Source organism: Moorena sp. SIO1G6, assembly GCF_010672795.1.
GTDB lineage: Bacteria > Cyanobacteriota > Cyanobacteriia > Cyanobacteriales > Coleofasciculaceae > Moorena > Moorena producens.
Genome location: NZ_JAAHFZ010000014.1, coordinates 1 through 16,644 on the forward strand (window position 1 = coordinate 1; position 16,644 = coordinate 16,644).

The window sequence follows — 16,644 nt, forward strand, 5'->3', positions numbered from 1 at the left end:
AAACCCCCAAGACCGCTTAGGTGCGCTTTCCGTTGGCGAATTAAATTCGCCACGGGTCGCACCTCTGCATCGCTTACAAAGGGTGTGAGACTTTTGTCATGTCCTAACTGCCCTGGCGACTGCTATAGCAATAGAGTGGCGGGCTGCTGCTTTCGATATCGATTTTGTAGGAGTATGGCTGGTCAGCTCACTCCTGATCAAAAATACTCTTGGCTTTTATATGTTGCAGATGCTCATCTTCCTGTTGCTCTGGCTAGTTACGGTAGTCGTGCTATTATACACCAATCCGGCTCAGAGTTTAGGGTAGTGGGCTTTCGGTTATCTTGATTCTTGAGGTTAGATTCGTTACCCTTGCACCGGTTACTGACTCTAACTAAACTGGAGAGCATGGTTGGCTTCGCTGCACTAAAGCGCGATGATGATTGGCTTGATTGGTCTAGCTAATCGCATTTCAAGGATACTACTGTGGGCTGCCCTTGTCAGTGACCAGATTGCCCTGCACGATGATGGTGCCAACAAGGCGTGAGGTTTTTCCCGAGACTTGAGCAATTTTGCATCTACTTGATAGACTGGGGCATCCCATGAGATAATAGTAAATTGTGTTTAATTGTAATATTTGAGTTCTTAGAAAAAAAACTATGGCAAGTAAGAAAGGTGTCCGAATCGTTATTACTCTAGAATGTACTGAATGTCGCAGTTACTCCAATAAGCGCTCGGCTGGTGTTTCCCGCTATACCACTAGGAAGAATCGCCGTAACACATCATCACGTCTGGAACTGAAGAAATTTTGCACCCATTGCAACAAGCACATGATTCACAAAGAAATCAAATAGATTTGGTCCTTGGTCATTTGTGAATTGAATTTGTTAATTGAAAATGGACTATTGACAAAGAACAAGCAACAAAGAACAAGTATTCAGCTTATGTGCTACGCACACGCGTGCGCGTTCAGCGGTCAGCTATCAGCGGTCAGCTCAAGTAACTCAGCTTAAACCAATGCTTACCTGTTTTATTGTAAGCATTCAGTGGTCAGCCGTGAACATTGGCCTTTGAGTCACGCTACGCGAATGGCTCACTCTACTTCAGGTGCCGTCAGAATAAAAGAAACCTAAGCAGCTTAAGTAGCGTGCTAATAGCTCATAAGCTGATAACTGATAGCCCATAAGCTGATAACTGATAACTGATAGCTGATAGCTGATAGCTGATAGCTGAATACTTACCAAAGAACAAATGACTATAATCAGTAACCAGTAACCTAAATAACCAATCACCAATCACAACCAATCATGACTTACTTTCGTAAACGTCTCTCTCCGATCAAACCCGATGAACCGATCGACTATAAAGATGTTGAGTTGCTGCGCAAGTTTATCACTGAACGGGGAAAAATCCTACCCCGCCGCATTACTAATCTAACGACTCAACAACAACGAAAGCTAACCACAGCCATTAAGCGAGCAAGGTTCTTGGCTTTGCTACCCTATATTAATAAAGAAGGTTAAGGTGAACAATCACGGTCTTCCTCTGGGATATTTCCCGTGTGAAGAATGAAATATCAAATAAGAAGGATGAAGGATGAAGGATGAAGGATGAAATGGGGTGATCGATGGCTGAGGCGCGCGATGCAGTGGCCTCACGGGGAATTCCCCCACTCGCGCTCTGCATCAAGACATGGTTAACTAAAAACTTGCGACCCAACCAGGAGTTACACTGACCACTGACAACTTCAGACTTCAGACTTCAGACTTTAGACTTGACCCCGTCTGCTGAGTTGGGTATCTCAACAACACAGGATAGACTGGGGGGAGGTGGATTTGGTAAACGCTACCCGGGTTATCAGAACTGGTGGAAAAGGGAACACTAATCGAATTTCGCTTACAAGGAGAACGCCATCTCGCTGTTGTCGATCGTCCAGAGGGCAAGAACCACTTGATTGCTTTGGATCAACGGGGGAAACTGCACAAGCTCCATCCTCGACAAGTCACCTACACAGTGGCAGATTCTACTTATGAGCCATCACAAATACCAGAGTTTATTGCTCGAGTACAACCCTATCTAGACCCAGATAGCTTAGAATTAGCTTGGGAATTACTGGTGGAAGAAGGAGAGGCGGTTACCTGTGCTGACATGGCACAGTTATTATTTTCTGAGCAAAGTCCACCCCAGTGCTATGCGGCACACTGTATTCTGTTTGAAGACAAAATCTATTTTAAACAAAAAGCACAAACCTATGAACCCCGCTCCGCTAGCATGGTGGCTGAAATCAAGCATCAACTGGCAGCGGCTCAATCAAAGCACCAGGAACAAGAAGAATTTTTGAAGCGAGTACAGCAAAAGTTAGGGGGTGAGCAAGTAGAGTGGGTTGATAGCGATCGCACTCGCTTTGATGCTCTAGAACGGTTCGTTAGTGAACCAGATAAACCATCTCGTGCAGTTCAGGAAACTCTGGAAGCACTAAAACGCCCTCAAAACCCAGAAAATGCCTTCGATTTATTGATAAATTTGGGTTTGTGGCGTCCTCACCAGAAGTACTTGCTGCGTCATAAAATCCCAACTCAATTTCGTCGTGAGGTACTCGAATTGACCCAGCAATACCTGGCAAATCCTCCTACTGACCCAGATTCAGATCGCTTGGATTTAACTCATCTGAAACTCTACACCATAGATGATGAAAGTACCCAAGAAATAGATGATGGTTTGAGTATAGAAGATCTAGAGGATGGCACTCAGCGTCTGTGGATTCACATCGCTGACCCAACCCGCTTGGTAATGCCAGGGGATAATCTTGACCTAGAAGCACGACGGCGTAGTACCACCATATATCTACCCACGGGCATGATTCCCATGTTCCCATCGGAACTGGCAACTGGTCCAATGAGTTTGGTTCAAGGTCAAGTCTGTGGCGCACTCAGTTTTGGCGTGATCTTGGATCAAGATGGTGCCATCTATGACTATCAGATTCACCCCAGCCTGATTAAACCCACCTATCGCCTGACTTATGAAGATGTAGATGAAATGTTGCAGTTAGGGGTACAGGCAGAAACAGAACTGTTTGCGATCGCTAACTTGGCTGTGCGTCGGCAAAAGTGGCGCAAGTCTCAGGGGGCGATTAGCATCCATATGCCAGAGTCGGTAATCAAGGTGGGAAATGATGACCAAATTACCATTGAGGTGTTAGAAGATTCACCATCACGGCAAATGGTGGCAGAAATGATGATTCTGGCAGGTGAAGTGGCTGGACGCTATGGTCAAGCGCACCAAATTCCACTACCATTCCGAGGACAACCCCAGCCAGAACTTCCATCCCAAGAAGAACTGCTGCTATTGCCAGCCGGTCCAGTGCGGTTCTGTGCCATGCGTCGGTGTATGCCTAGAAGCGAAATGAGCATTACCCCAACACGCCACGCTAGTTTGGCTTTGGAAACTTACACCCAGGTAACCTCTCCGATCCGCCGCTACACTGACTTAATGACTCATTTCCAGCTGAAAGCTCATCTACGGGGTGACCCCCTACCCTTTGAAGCTGAAGATTTGCTCGAAACGATGCAGAGTGTAACCAGAACAGCTAAGGATGCTAGTGAAGTAGAACGTGATACCAACAAATATTGGGGATTGGAATATTTGCGGCGTAACCCGAATCAGGTTTGGCAAGTATTAGTACTCAGTTGGTGGCGAGAAAACGAGAATAAGGGCAACATTCTCCTAGAAGAGTTAGGTCTAGAATTGCCCATGCGTTTCCAGCGTTCGGTTCAATTAGGCGATCGCTTACACGTCAAAGTCAGTCATGCTGATCCCCGTAAAGAAGTTATTCATTTTCAAGAACTAGCGAACTCAGAGGCTCAGCTTCCTTTTAACTCAAAGCTAGAAGATGGCTCAGCTTCTGCTGTGAACAGATTCGCGTAAATCTCTGTCCTTTTATAAAAATCCCCCAAAGCCGAAAACCCCGTGTCTAATGACCGGGGATGAAGGCTCACAGCGGCTTGACGCGCCTAGAAAAATATTTCAGGAAAATCCGGAATTTTAGTCTGGATGTTGTAAAATAAGGGAGTGAACAGTTTAGGTCCCAGACGAAACCTTAGAATAGGGTCGCCTTTATGGTTTGTCGGCTATGGAAAAAGGGTTAAAACTGTTGTTATAAGGCGACCCTATTCTTACGGTAACTTTAAGAAGCTGATGATCATTTTAGAGTTCAAGGCGAAAGGAAAAAAACATCAATACTCTGGGATCAACGAGGCTATCCGGACAGTCCAGTTCATCCGTAATAGCTGCCTCAGGTATTGGATGGAAAATAAAGGGGTCAACAAATTTGACCTTAATAAGTACAGTGCAGTCCTTGCTAAAAACTTTCCTTTTGCTAATGAATTAAACTCTACTGCTCGTCAGTCTAGTGCTGAAAGAGCATGGTCATCAATTGTTCGATTCTTTGATAACTGCAAGAAAAAAGTACCTGGAAAGAAAGGTTTTCCTAAGTTCCAGAAAAACTGCCGCTCAGTGGAGTATAAACAGTCTGGATGGAAGTTATCCCCTGACAAGAAGTCAATCACCTTTAGTGATAAAAAGGGTATTGGGAAGCTTAAGCTTAAAGGTACATGGGACTTGTGGCGCTTGGATAAAAAGGAAATAAAGCGAGTCCGTATAGTTCGCCGGGCTGATGGTTATTATGTCCAGTTTTGTGTTTCAGTTGATATCAAAGAGGAACTAGAGCCAAGTGGGACAGCTATCGGCTTGGATGTTGGACTAAAATATTTTTACACTGATTCCGCTGGAAAAACTGAACCAAATCCCTGCTTTTACAGAACGGGAGAAAAACGCCTTAAGTTCTACCAGCGTCGAGTTTCTCGCAAGAAGAAAGGCTCATCCAATCGAAATAAAGCAGTTAATAGACTAGGCAGACAGCACCTTAAGATAAGTAGGCAACGTGAAGAGAACGCCAAGAGACTGGGAACGAAGTTACCGTAAGAATAAAGAAGCCTTTATGGTTAGTCGGCTATGCATAAAAGGGTTAAATCTTTGTTATTAAGGCTTCTTTATTCTAAGGTTTCGTCTCCGGCGCGCTGCGTAATCTGTTCTAACGATCTGGTCGCCTAGGTCGACTTAAGAGCCAAGAACCTAGTAAAAAATCACTGCCTCGCTAAGTCTATTAATGATGCAGGTTGGTATCAGTTTAGGAAATGGATGGAGCACTTTGGCACCAAGTTCGGAAAGGTAACAGTTGCAGTAAATCCTGCATATACCAGCCAAAACTGTTCCAATTGTGGCGAAGAAGTTAAAAAGTCCCTATCAACTAGGACTCATACGTGCAAGTGTGGTTGTCAGTTAGATAGAGACCACAACGCCGCAATAAACATCCTTAAGAAAGCCTTGGGTACGGTGGGGCACACCGGAACCTGGATCTTAAAAGATCTAAACGCTTCAGGAGAATCGGCCTCTACTGTTCTTGGTTCCGGCCAGGTTCAGCAAGCTGGCTCGTTGAATGAAGAATCCCCGCGTATGCGCGACCGGGGAGTGTCAAAAAACTAGAAAGCTTGCTTTGATGTCTCGACATAAGTACAAGAGATTAAAACACCAAATCATCCGGGTACCGAGCCGTTGGTACTTCTGCCTATCTTTGGCTATTACCATCCTGCTGGGATGGCTTGGTGTAGCAGCAGCACAAGATAGTAACACGAATAATTTCACTAACCTGTCTACTATCTGGTTGTTAGTTTCATCTTTTCTAGTCTTTTTTATGAATGCTGGCTTTGCCATGTTAGAAGCCGGGTTATGTAGACGGAGAAATGCGACTAATGTCTTGGCTAAAAATTTGATAGTTTTCTGTATATCAGCCTTAGCCTTTTGGCTAGTTGGCTTTGGCTTAATGTTTGGTGATGGCATCACTTACAGTTGTGTTCCAGGAGAAAATAATAGTTTAAGTTTAGTGGGTCAAAAGGGGTTGTTTTTTAATCTTCCCTTTCCCCAATTTGGAAATCTTGGTTTTCCAGAATCAGGATTTAATTGTCTCAATCAAGATTGGTCTAATCGCTCCTTTGCGGCTCTATTTTTATTTCAGTTAGTCTTTGCTGGAACTGCAGCCACTATTGTTTCAGGAGCTGTTGCTGAACGGGTAAAATTCTGGGCATTTCTCCTATTTAGTTTTTTCCTGGTTGGTTTTATCTATCCCGTAACCGGTCACTGGGTTTGGGGACACTATGGTTGGCTAGCCAAGGCGCTAAAATTTCATGATTTTGCGGGTTCAACTGTAGTCCATAGTGTTGGTGGTATGGCTGGCTTGGTAGGGGCTTGGCTACTAAAGCCACGACAAGGTCGTTTTGGCTACAATTTAAGAACAGATAGATATGAAGGTCTCGAAACTGAAAAGTTCTCTGCCGATAATCTGGGTTTAGCCACCTTAGGCTGCTTAATTCTTTGGCTGGGCTGGTTTGGTTTTAATGGTGGCTCAGCAAAGGATCTCGATTATGTAGCTAATACCATCACAACTACCATGATGGCAGCAGCAGCTGGTGGAATATCCAGCGTATTTTTTAGTCCAATTATCCTGGGAAAACCCAGTCTAGCCTCAATTATCAATGGCATTTTAGGTGGGTTGGTGGGAATTACAGCCTCAGCTGCTTTTGTAGATATCAAAAGTGCATTTATAATTGGCTCTATCAGCGGTATTTTTGTCCTTTTAGGCGAATATTTTCTACAAGTTTGGAAAATTGACGACCCCGTAGGTTCGATTCCTGTTCACCTTTTCTGTGGATTTTGGGGAACGATTGCCTTAGGAATCTTTAGTAGCAATAGTTCTCTGTTGTACTCGGAACTTGATGTATATGACGATCCATTATTACAAGTGTTGTGTCAGTTCTTAGGCTGGCTGATTATTATCATTGTAACAGCTCTATTGAGTTTATTAGGTTGGCTATTAGTTAGCCTAATTTTATATTATGCAAGCCATATCAATGAGCGGATTAGCGGCAAACAACGCCATAGGAAACAATTACGTCAAACCCAATATTTTCAATTGGGAGAATTTATCTTAACTATTTTTGAAATTGCTCGTCGAGGAATTAGGGTATCTTTGGAAGAAGAAATCAGTGGTAGCGATGGAGTTTTTTATAATCCTTAGAAGAATCTGGCTTATCAGTAAATAGCTAAGTCTTTAAAAGTAGGCAATAAAATAAATTTTTATTGACTAAAACCAGTCTATTAAGTTAGATTAATTAGTTAAATTAATTAGTTATTTAGTTAACTGTTTGCTAAAAATCCATGCATGAATTTCCTATTCCCTGTTCCCTGTTGCCACAACTACTGATTTAACAATTTAATTTAACAATTTAACAATTTAACAATTGATTACCCCAAATATTTAGCAGCTGGACAATCTAATTTTATTAGATAGTTTCTCAACCAATTAGCATAATTCTCATTATTCCTATCCCATCGACGGAAAAAACGTGGAAGAGATTTTTGTTTAAACTGGTAGTAACGCTCTGATACTTTACAAAGATTTATAGTAGCTTGCTTGAATTCACCTTGACTAGCGAGCTCTTCTATAGCATAGGAAAACTGCAATTGATCTAACATTGACTGACATAGCTTGGGAAAAGCACTATTTTGACTCTTTATCTTTCTAAGTTGCTCTATTTGTTCTTTTCTGGTAGTAAATTGGCGTCTGCATATGTCCTCAGAAGCAAGGTTTTTTAGTTGATCGTCTGCTCTTCTAGCACTAGTACACTGAAATACACCAAAGGTAATGACTAGAAACAAGGCGATCAAGCCACCCCAAAAACTAATGGGTGATGGGATTCTGCTAGCTGATGAGGTAGCCAAGGTTGTGGCTTGGTCTGGCTCTAAAGGTACTACAGTTGATTGGTTGGGCTCGTCAGTTGTTAGATCTGGGTGTTTGGGTTCATCAGTTGTCAGCTCTGAGTGTTTAGGCTGGTCAGTTGTGAGATCTTGGTCTTGAGTAACTGGGGTGATTGGTAGGTTAGGAAAAGCAATGGCGATGGCTTGATCAGTAGCATCTGTCGTCAGCTCAGATGCCAACCAATAGTCTGTACTGGTCAACTGTGCTAACTCTTGAGCTACCCAGCTGTGATTAAAAACAACCTCATAAATACGGTTAGAAACTTTTAAATTTCCCCCCTGGTTAATCACCACACCGGAGTTGAGCAACACTTTTTGTTCCCAACTGTCATTTGCCATCATGACTCCCTGCAAAATTTTCTGATATAGCCGCAGGAATTGTTCTTCGAGCAAGAAACTACGAATATCTTGCAGAAGTTCAGCGGCTTCCTGAGTTTCCCAATTTTCAACGAAGTGAGTTTTGACTAGTTCTTCGACTTTGAGAGCTTCCTCACCAACAGGGATGGGAGATTTAGAGTCAAGGATAACTTGACAAAGCTTCTGGGTCAAAAAAGGCTGAGAGCCAGTCCATGCCAGTACCTCGTCTAAGACAACATCAGGGTTACTCAGATGCTCAGCCAATGCGAGTTTGAATGGTTCGAGGATTTTAGCCACCTCAGGTTTATCCTGCTTAGAGGTCATTTCATTCCTTGTGTATTCCAGACTATTTTTCCTTCAAACATATTTTGTGATAGTCTTGAATTTTCGATCAAGATTAACAAGGAATTTCTATGATCTACAAGCCAGGTTATGGGTAAGATATGGGGTGTAAACTACATGTCCACTACATGTCCATTACATCCAACCCCTCTGATGGCATAATCTTTCCCCCAAACGACTTAACTACATCTTCAAACAAGGGCATATCATCCTGTGGGATTTCCACTACTACTACCATTTTGGCATATTCCTCTGCTCCTTCTTCCTTGTATTCTATTTGCTCGAAGGGCAGGTCTGTTGTCCAATCGTCTGAATTGCTATCAATCATAGGGACGTTGGGCAACAGTTCTTCAACTGGGATAGCGCGAGGTTTAAAAGGCAGATCGACGCAAAATCGAGGCAGTGCCTGATGAGAAAAATTAACGAAATCCACGGGATTGCTAAACACGACTGAAACTTGGACTTTCATAATCTATGCTATGGTATTAAATCTATTGAGACTAAGTTGAATTAATACATCATAGCAAAGATGAGCAGTGAGACAGCCTCTGACTTCCAGTCATGGCAAATCTGGGTCTAATACCCCCGTTAACCAAACTGGTAATATGAACATTATATTGTATCGCAATGACTCAATTTAGGAATTGATGCCTGGTGAATAAAGACCTATCAAGGAGTTTGGTTTACGAGTTCCAGCCTCATCAGATTATTTGTTTAGAGCATGACAATACTCGTTTATACGCTGAAGTGATCGAATTTGTGTCATCGCGACAAATGTGTTGGGTGCGTTCTATGATATTGGTCACCTTGCATAGTCAAGAGCCTGTGCCAGTGGAACTCCCTGAACAGCTTACTCTTTACGACCTACGCTCTGGACCGGATTTACTTTGGCCAGCGAGTTTATTACGACTAGCCTTAGACACTGAAGTAATTCCCCTCTTGGTTCGGTTAGATGACCCTGATGTCAATGTAGAAAGTGACCCTGATGCTCGCCAGCAACTAAGTTATTTTATCTGTGCAGTTTGGCAAGCTTATCCTGAAAAGTTTTAAGTTTTTTTAATGGTTAATCGGTAATAGGACTTTGCCAACTCAATGGTGATCTGATCACGACTCAAGCAGTAGCAAGTCAGACCCCTTAGGAGAGTAAACTAAAGTTGTAGGGGTTTTGCCACATGTAGCTGTCAGAGCTTGCCCCAACCCTGAAAGTCATGGCTAAAAGTCATGGCTAAAAGTCATGGAGTAGTTACCAAGCCTCCGAGCTGGTCTAGCCTTAGTTTATAACCACTTTTTCTAGTGACTCGGAACTAGCTGTACACGACCAGCATCCATCTCAGACATTAATAATTCCAGTGCTTCGTAATCCACATCAGAGATGTAACCAGTTTGAGTTAGTTCGTAGTTAATTGCATTTTCTATATCAGGAGTCAATTTCCTAATATAGAGGGCTTTTTCTACTAGTTGACGAATAACAAATGTAGTTTTCACAATTACTTACCCACAATTCCATATAACTTTATTGTCTTCTGAAATTACTAGCCACTATAGTGATCTTTATCTTATTGGGATGTGATCTAAATCACTGATGAGGTGGATTGGTACTCTCTGACATATATATTACATATATATTATATGCCTTTTGGACTTAACTCAGAAAGCTTAACCTCAACGGAAGAAGCTATGCCGTTTCAAGGGTTAGAGGTATTGAAGTTTAGGTGCGACCCGTTCGCGTAGCGTTGGCAAAGCCAATAGGTGCGACCCAAGGGCGATTTATTCGCCCTTGGAGGCGCGCACCAATAGGTGCGAATTTAATTCTTAATGGGTCAAGCGCACCTAAGGCAGTTATAAGGACATACTGCTTAGTACTACTTGCCTCTACACCCTAGTTAACGTTATACTTATCTAAGGCTAAACATTTGGCTCAAGCCTATAACAAAAAGTATTATATTTCTATGTCAGGGCAGCTCTATTTAGTTAACGTAACAAAAATTATTAAAATTTAATCCCTACTTATAGGCATCAACTGAGCCATGCTCTTAGCAACTTAGACCATCGGAAATGAAAAATAAATTACTTAACTTGAAAAAAAGTAATATATGATACATTTTGATGGTAAGTTTAATGAAGATTTCAAAAACCATTAGCAATCTGTAAAGATTCGGCAAAGTCTATCAGAAGTGGTATGGAATTAGCGAAATTCCATACTATCTTCAATATATTCTCTATAAAATTTTATTGGATTTGACCAAGTGAGGAGTCTACTCATGACACAGGCGACCCTGAGTGCAAAATTAAGAATTATTCAACCTTCCGGTCATATTAACGCTTCTAATGCAATTGAGTTTAAAAGTCAGTTGACAGAAGCTGTGGTGGCTGCTGAGGATTCGGCTTTGTTGGTTGATATGCATCAGTTAGAGTCTCTCGACAGTGCTGGCTTAATGGCCTTAATTCATGGTCTGAAGCTAGCAAGAAGTCTAGAGAGGCGCTTTGGTCTTTGCTCCGTAGCTCCTTCAATTCGAATTATGCTGGAGCTAACTAAATTAGATGGGGTGTTTGAGATTTTTGACAGCCATGAGGCTTTTGCTACAGCCCTCTAGGGGGTTGGAGTAGGTTGGGAAGCTAACTCAATGGCTCTGAGTGCAGCAAAATCATAGGAAATCTTGGGAAGATTAAGTGCTTACAGCGATGATGATGGGAGGAGATAGGGAAATACCAGTTAAGAAGTATGGTGGTTATTATCTCCCTCACTTCATCCACCTTCACCCCCTTATCTCTAGCCTGAGTACTGATAAAATCAAAGGTGGATCAGGGTTAACTGCATTGAAAGCAGTAATAAAGTTTCTATGGCAATCACTGTAGAGGAAATATTAACACCAGACATCAACAGACCAGCCCGTTACTTAGGTAACGAGTTGGGAGCAGTCCATAAACCTTGGGAAGAAGCTGAGGTACGCTGGGTATTGACTTATCCAGAAATCTATGAAGTGGGGGCTTCTAACTTAGGCCATATCATCCTCTACAATATATTGAATTATCAACCTAGGCAATTATGCGATCGCGCCTATCTACCTGCCCCAGACTTGGCAGCTAAATTACGTTCCACTCAAACCCCTCTGTTTGCTGTCGAGAATCGGCGACCTCTGAAAGATTTTGATATTATTGGCTTTAGCCTTAGCTATGAATTAGGGGCAACCAACATCTTGGAAATGTTGGATTTGGGAGGAATTCCCCTGACCTGGAAAGACCGTGCTCAGTTTGATATATCGGAAATACCCCTAATTTTTGCAGGTGGACAAACGGCGACATCGAATCCTGAACCCTATGCTGATTTCTTAGATTTTGTTGATCTTGGCGATGGGGAAGAATTGTTGCCAGAGATTGGCTTAGTAATCGAAGAAGGCAAAGCAGCTGGCTTAAGTCGAGAAGCGTTACTCCTGGATTTGGCTCAGATACCAGGGGTGTATGTCCCCCAATTCTATGATATGACTGAGGATGGCTCAGTTAAACCCAACCGCCCTGATGTGCCGAAGCGGATTTTGCGGCGTGTGGCTACACCGATGCCTGCCTATGCTATTGGACTAGTACCCTATATCCAAACGGTTCATGACCGACTCAAGATCGAAGTGCGACGGGGCTGTACTCGGGGTTGTCGCTTCTGCCAACCTGGGATGCTGACTCGACCAGCGCGGGATGTGGAACCAGAAAAAGTGGTGGAAGCTATTGAACAAGGGATGCGTGCTACAGGGTATAACGAGTTTTCCCTTCTATCCCTGAGTTGTTCGGATTACCTGGCTCTACCAGCGGTGGGGATGGAAATCAAAAATCGTCTTAAGGATCAGAATATTTCCTTGTCCCTACCGAGTCAGCGGGTAGACCGCTTTGATGAGAATATTGCCAATATCCTAGGGGGCAATCGGCAGAGTGGCTTGACCTTTGCCCCAGAAGCAGGAACTCAGCGGATGCGGGATATTGTTAATAAGGGACTGACTAATGAAGAACTGCTCAGGGGAGTAAAGACGGCATTTGAGCAAGGCTGGGAGAAAGTCAAGCTCTATTTTATGATTGGTTTGCCCGGTGAAACGGATATGGATGTGTTGGGGATTGCGGAAACGGTGCGTTGGTTGCAGCAGGAGTGCCGTGCTAAAGGCAGAAAAACCATTAAGTTTAACATAACTGTTTCTAATTTTACCCCAAAACCTCACACCCCATTCCAGTGGCATTCCGTATCGACTTCGGAGTTTGAACGCAAGCAGGAATTACTCAAACAAGTATTTGGTCAGATCAGGGGGGTGAAGGTTAATTACACCGATGTTCGGATTTCGGCCATGGAAGATTTCGTGGGACGGGGTGACAGACGCTTAAGTGCGGTGGTGCGCCGTGCTTGGGAATTGGGGGCAGGGATGGACTCCTGGATGGAAAGCTTGGATCGGGCATTTGCTGCTTGGGAAAATGCGATCGCTTCATCAGGTCTGACCTGGAAATATCGCCAAGTAGAAAATGGCGAATGGAACGTGATGGCGGGTGTAGAAGAGTTGCAAGTTGGAAGGTTGTTCGCGAAGCGTGGCCAAAAGGCCAAGGTTGAAAGTTCAGAGCAACCAGCTAACCTACAACCAGCTAACCGACAACCAACTAACCGACAACCAACTAACCTTCAACCAACTAACCTTCAACCAGCTAACCTTCAACCAACTAACCTTCAACCAACTAACCTTCAACCTTCTAACCTTCAACCTTCTAACCTTCAACCTTCTAACCTTCAACCTTCTAACCTTCAACCTTCTAACCTTCAACCAGCTAACCTTCAACCAGCTAACCTTCAACCGTCAACCCTTAACGCCCTTGATGCTCCCTTGCCTTGGGATCATATTGATACGGGAATTGATAAGAATTGGCTCAAGGAAGATTTACAACGGGCGTTAGATGCAGCAACGGTACCGGATTGTTCCTTTGATGGGTGTTCTCACTGTGGTGTGTGTGGGATTGATTTTGGTCATAATGTGGTGATTGACCCGCCACAGATTCCGCAATTTGCTGGTCACTTTAAACCCAATACTAATAAGGATCAGCGGCTGCGGGTTTGGTTTGGAAAGTTGGGGGATATGACCTTGTTGGGTCATCTGGATTTGGCAAGTCTGTTTGAGAGAGCAGTAAGACGGGCGTCACTGCCAATTCGATATAGTGGGGGGTTTCGGGCTAATGCTCGGATTATGATTGCTAATGCGTTGCCCTTGGGAGCGTCTAGCAGTGGGGAGATTGTGGAGTTTGAGTTAACTGAGAAAATGCCAGTTGAGGAGTTTAGGGAAAGGCTGGTGTCTCAGTTGCCTAAAGAGATTCCGGTGTATGGGGTTGAAGCAGTGGATTTGAAGGAACCTGCGGGAACTCAGCTGTTGGAGAGAGCTGAGTATTTGATTCGAGTTGAGGTAATATCAGAAGCGTCTTGGGAAGAGTGGCAGGGTTGGATTGAAGCAATCAAAGGTAGTAAGGAAATTTGGTGGGAGCGGTTTACGAAGTCGGGGAAGAAGCAGTGGGTGAATTTATGCGATCGCTTATTTGACTTCGAGGTGATCGAACCCCAAAAATCCAAAGATGGTGAAGAGGAGGTTGCGGAGTCTGGGGTGGTTTTGCGGTATGTGGGGAGTTGTTTGAATGATGGCACGATGTTGCGACCAGAGCACATTATTTATATGTTGGAGCAGGTGGCGCAGCGGGAGTTTCGTTTGTTGCATGTTCATCGGCAACGGTTGATTCTGCGCAATTGAGAAATTTGGCGTTGCTGAATTAAGGTATGATTGGCTAAAAATGTGGCGTTGCTGAATCAATCAATGAATATGAGTGGGGTGGACATCCTGCCTGCCCAAAAAGATCCGGTGCGCTTGACCCATTAAGAATTAAATTCGCCACGGGTCGCACCGTCAGGAACGGGCAAGATGCCCATTCCACAAAACTATTCAAATCATTCCATTATTAAGCAACGCCTCAAAGAATGGTCTAAGGAAAAGAAAATCACTGCTTTGATAAGGAAAGCCAATGGTACGGGAGTAATCAAAATTAGCCATTACCCATTACCAATAATTATCTTCTCACTGAGCTGGATTGATCTAGCTAACAATTATTATTTTTAATCCTGCCATTAGGCATAATAGTGTTACAGAAAATAGCATCATTTAAGTCAGCCTTAGCTAATTTAGCCTTTTTAAGATTAGCATGGCTGAAATTAGCCTCACTCAAATCAGCATCATGAAAGTCAACACCTTCTAAATTGGCATAACTTAGGTTGGCGGCTCTCAAGTCAGTATTATACAGTCTTGCACCACTCAAATTAGCATGACTAAGGTTAGCGCCACACAGTTCTTCATAACCTAGGTTGACATTTTTCAAGTCTAAACCGCTTAAGTCAGCCTCGGCACAAATAAAGATTGCTCCGGCTTTTGATGGGTTAAATCCAGTCGGAAACTCAGTGTATGACGTATAGATAGCTTTGGTAAAATTTATACTACTCAGGTCAGCTTTTTTCCAGCCATCAACCCCTAGCATACGGGCATAACTGAGGTTAGCATTGCTCAGGTCAGAATCACCTACGTAAACCTCACATAAGGTAGCATAACTAAAATTGGCATCCCTGAGCTTACTAGTAGCTATATAGATTACAGATAAATCCGCATAACTCAGATCAGTACCACTAAAATCACAGTTTTCCAAGGTTGATTCAGAGGCTACTATATGACTCAAGTTAGCCTTAGTAAGGTTAGAATTTTCGATAGTGGTTTCGTATAGGTAAGCATTCCTCAAGTTAGCATGACTTAGATCTACATCATCCCAAGTAGCTTCCTCTAAATCAGCATTACTCAAGTCCGCATTTTTTAGACAAACACCCTTGAAATTAGTACTTTTTAAGTTAGCCTTTTTCAAATTAATACCAGAAAAATCTCTTTCACCGGCTTCGTAGCGTTTTAGGAAGTCATCACGATTCATAGTATGCCCCTTATTTGTTTAATATTAGATAGTAATCATCCTGATTATATCCTAAAAAAAAATATTAGTATTTTTAGAGGTTGGGTTAATGATTAATGGTTAATAGTTGTTAGTACTTAATGCTATCAAGCCTAATATAAGGTGGCCTCATACCTCATCGTTAATGTTCCGATCAGCAATCACATCTCCTATCCCAGGGGTTTGATGAAATTGCTCCCAACTCCATAAAATCAACGTAGTCATAACGAGTTTGGGTTATTTTGGCAGAACAGAAAAAGAAAGGTTACTTTAGTTTTATAGCGAGTTCCTTTGCTGTCAGGTTACAAAATAGTTGATTGTTGATTAGGCTTTAGGGATAAACCATGAACTATAGCAATCCTACATGAATCCTGATATTTCCTGATCCGAAGCTCCCTTGGTAAAACAATTTTGCTCACAACTGACTTGGGATTTATATAGGCACAATACTGTATCTAAATACCTGAACATAAATGCTGTTAACTGTGTTGAAACCCTTAACGTTGTTCAACCCCTTTATGTTCTCGGTTCGCCGTTCCCTATTCCCTTATCTGATCAGTCAACTTTCATTGTGTATGACTACTTACGACCGATGAAGGCAACTTAGTAATCTAGTTCGATTAGACCGAGACTATGAATACAACTGAGCGTAAAACAGAGAAGAAAATGGAAGTGCCTAGAACAACTAGTGAAGTGATTCGCATCAAGCCCCAACAGTTTATTCATGTGCTAGACAACAATACTGGTGTTACGCGACTGGAGGTTGGTCCTCAAACCATTACCCTTCGGGATCACGAGCGGCTGATCTTAAAACCTGAACCGATGATTATTGTGCCGCCTCGATATTATTGTGTGGTGGCTAATCCATTACTCCGGGATGAAGACGGTCAACCCATTGCTGATCAGCATGGTCAAATTCGACTGCGCTACGGTGATCTGGAAATTCGTTTCGCGCAAGATCCGTTTCCCCTTTATCCAAACGAGAAACTGGTAGGGGATTTGACACTCCCCGTTCTTCTAGGACGGGGAGTGTCAAAGGCAGAAAATATAGCCATTGAGTCTACAGGTCAGGCAACAGCAGAAGCAAGAGCTAAGGAATACTCTTAAACC

Annotated in this window: 13 protein-coding genes and 1 pseudogene; 10 read left to right on the forward strand and 4 right to left on the reverse strand. The window is 43.0% G+C overall.

Going from position 1 to position 16,644, the window contains the following annotated elements; all coding sequences use genetic code 11:
- Window positions 1-174: 174 nt before the first annotated feature.
- The 6 genes and pseudogenes from F6K63_RS15435 (at window position 175) to F6K63_RS15460 (ending at window position 7,108) form a co-directional block, all read left to right on the forward strand.
- On the forward strand, window positions 175-327 hold the full coding sequence (locus F6K63_RS15435; RefSeq protein WP_287265036.1) for a hypothetical protein: 153 nt from the start codon (window positions 175-177) through the stop codon (window positions 325-327).
- 311 nt (window positions 328-638) lie between these two features.
- A complete protein-coding gene (rpmG, locus tag F6K63_RS15440; protein ID WP_071986987.1) occupies window positions 639-833 on the forward strand; it encodes a 50S ribosomal protein L33 in 195 nt (64 codons plus the stop codon).
- Between the two features lie 453 nt (window positions 834-1,286).
- Window positions 1,287-1,502 carry a 30S ribosomal protein S18 gene (gene rpsR / locus F6K63_RS15445; RefSeq protein WP_008191262.1) on the forward strand — a complete coding sequence of 72 codons (216 nt, stop codon included), beginning with the start codon at window positions 1,287-1,289 and terminating at the stop codon, window positions 1,500-1,502.
- Between the two features lie 343 nt (window positions 1,503-1,845).
- Window positions 1,846-3,903, forward strand: a complete 2,058-nt coding sequence (locus tag F6K63_RS15450; RefSeq protein WP_008191260.1) for a ribonuclease catalytic domain-containing protein — start codon at window positions 1,846-1,848, stop codon at window positions 3,901-3,903.
- 270 nt (window positions 3,904-4,173) lie between these two features.
- Window positions 4,174-5,520 (forward strand): annotated as a pseudogene (locus F6K63_RS15455) (RNA-guided endonuclease InsQ/TnpB family protein).
- Window positions 5,521-5,533: 13 nt separating this feature from the next.
- Entirely contained in the window at window positions 5,534-7,108 is a 1,575-nt protein-coding gene (locus F6K63_RS15460) for an ammonium transporter (protein ID WP_287312617.1), read from the forward strand.
- Window positions 7,109-7,335: 227 nt separating this feature from the next.
- Here the strand turns inward: F6K63_RS15460 and F6K63_RS15465 are convergent, their stop codons facing one another.
- The gene (locus F6K63_RS15465) at window positions 7,336-8,529 is read right to left on the reverse strand and encodes a hypothetical protein (protein WP_008191251.1); all 1,194 of its coding nucleotides are present in this window, start codon (window positions 8,527-8,529) and stop codon (window positions 7,336-7,338) included.
- Window positions 8,530-8,671: 142 nt separating this feature from the next.
- Complete coding sequence (locus F6K63_RS15470) at window positions 8,672-9,016, reverse strand: hypothetical protein (protein WP_008191249.1); 345 nt, start codon at window positions 9,014-9,016, stop codon at window positions 8,672-8,674.
- Window positions 9,017-9,201: 185 nt separating this feature from the next.
- Between F6K63_RS15470 and F6K63_RS15475 the strand changes: the two genes are divergently transcribed.
- Entirely contained in the window at window positions 9,202-9,597 is a 396-nt protein-coding gene (locus F6K63_RS15475) for a hypothetical protein (RefSeq protein ID WP_008191247.1), read from the forward strand.
- Window positions 9,598-9,837: 240 nt separating this feature from the next.
- Here the strand turns inward: F6K63_RS15475 and F6K63_RS15480 are convergent, their stop codons facing one another.
- Complete coding sequence (locus F6K63_RS15480) at window positions 9,838-10,032, reverse strand: hypothetical protein (protein WP_008191245.1); 195 nt, start codon at window positions 10,030-10,032, stop codon at window positions 9,838-9,840.
- Window positions 10,033-10,808: 776 nt separating this feature from the next.
- On the opposite strand from F6K63_RS15480, the gene F6K63_RS15485 reads away from it, so the two are divergent.
- A complete protein-coding gene (locus F6K63_RS15485) occupies window positions 10,809-11,141 on the forward strand; it encodes an STAS domain-containing protein (RefSeq protein WP_008191243.1) in 333 nt (110 codons plus the stop codon).
- 246 nt (window positions 11,142-11,387) lie between these two features.
- Window positions 11,388-14,303 carry a TIGR03960 family B12-binding radical SAM protein gene (locus F6K63_RS15490; protein ID WP_287312619.1) on the forward strand — a complete coding sequence of 972 codons (2,916 nt, stop codon included), beginning with the start codon at window positions 11,388-11,390 and terminating at the stop codon, window positions 14,301-14,303.
- Window positions 14,304-14,646: 343 nt separating this feature from the next.
- Here the strand turns inward: F6K63_RS15490 and F6K63_RS15495 are convergent, their stop codons facing one another.
- A complete protein-coding gene (locus tag F6K63_RS15495; RefSeq protein WP_287248945.1) occupies window positions 14,647-15,516 on the reverse strand; it encodes a pentapeptide repeat-containing protein in 870 nt (289 codons plus the stop codon).
- A gap of 651 nt (window positions 15,517-16,167) precedes the next feature.
- Here F6K63_RS15495 and F6K63_RS15500 point away from each other — a divergent pair.
- Window positions 16,168-16,641 (forward strand): hypothetical protein, encoded by a 474-nt coding sequence (locus F6K63_RS15500; protein WP_287312621.1) that lies wholly within the window; start codon window positions 16,168-16,170, stop codon window positions 16,639-16,641.
- Window positions 16,642-16,644 lie beyond the last annotated feature (3 nt).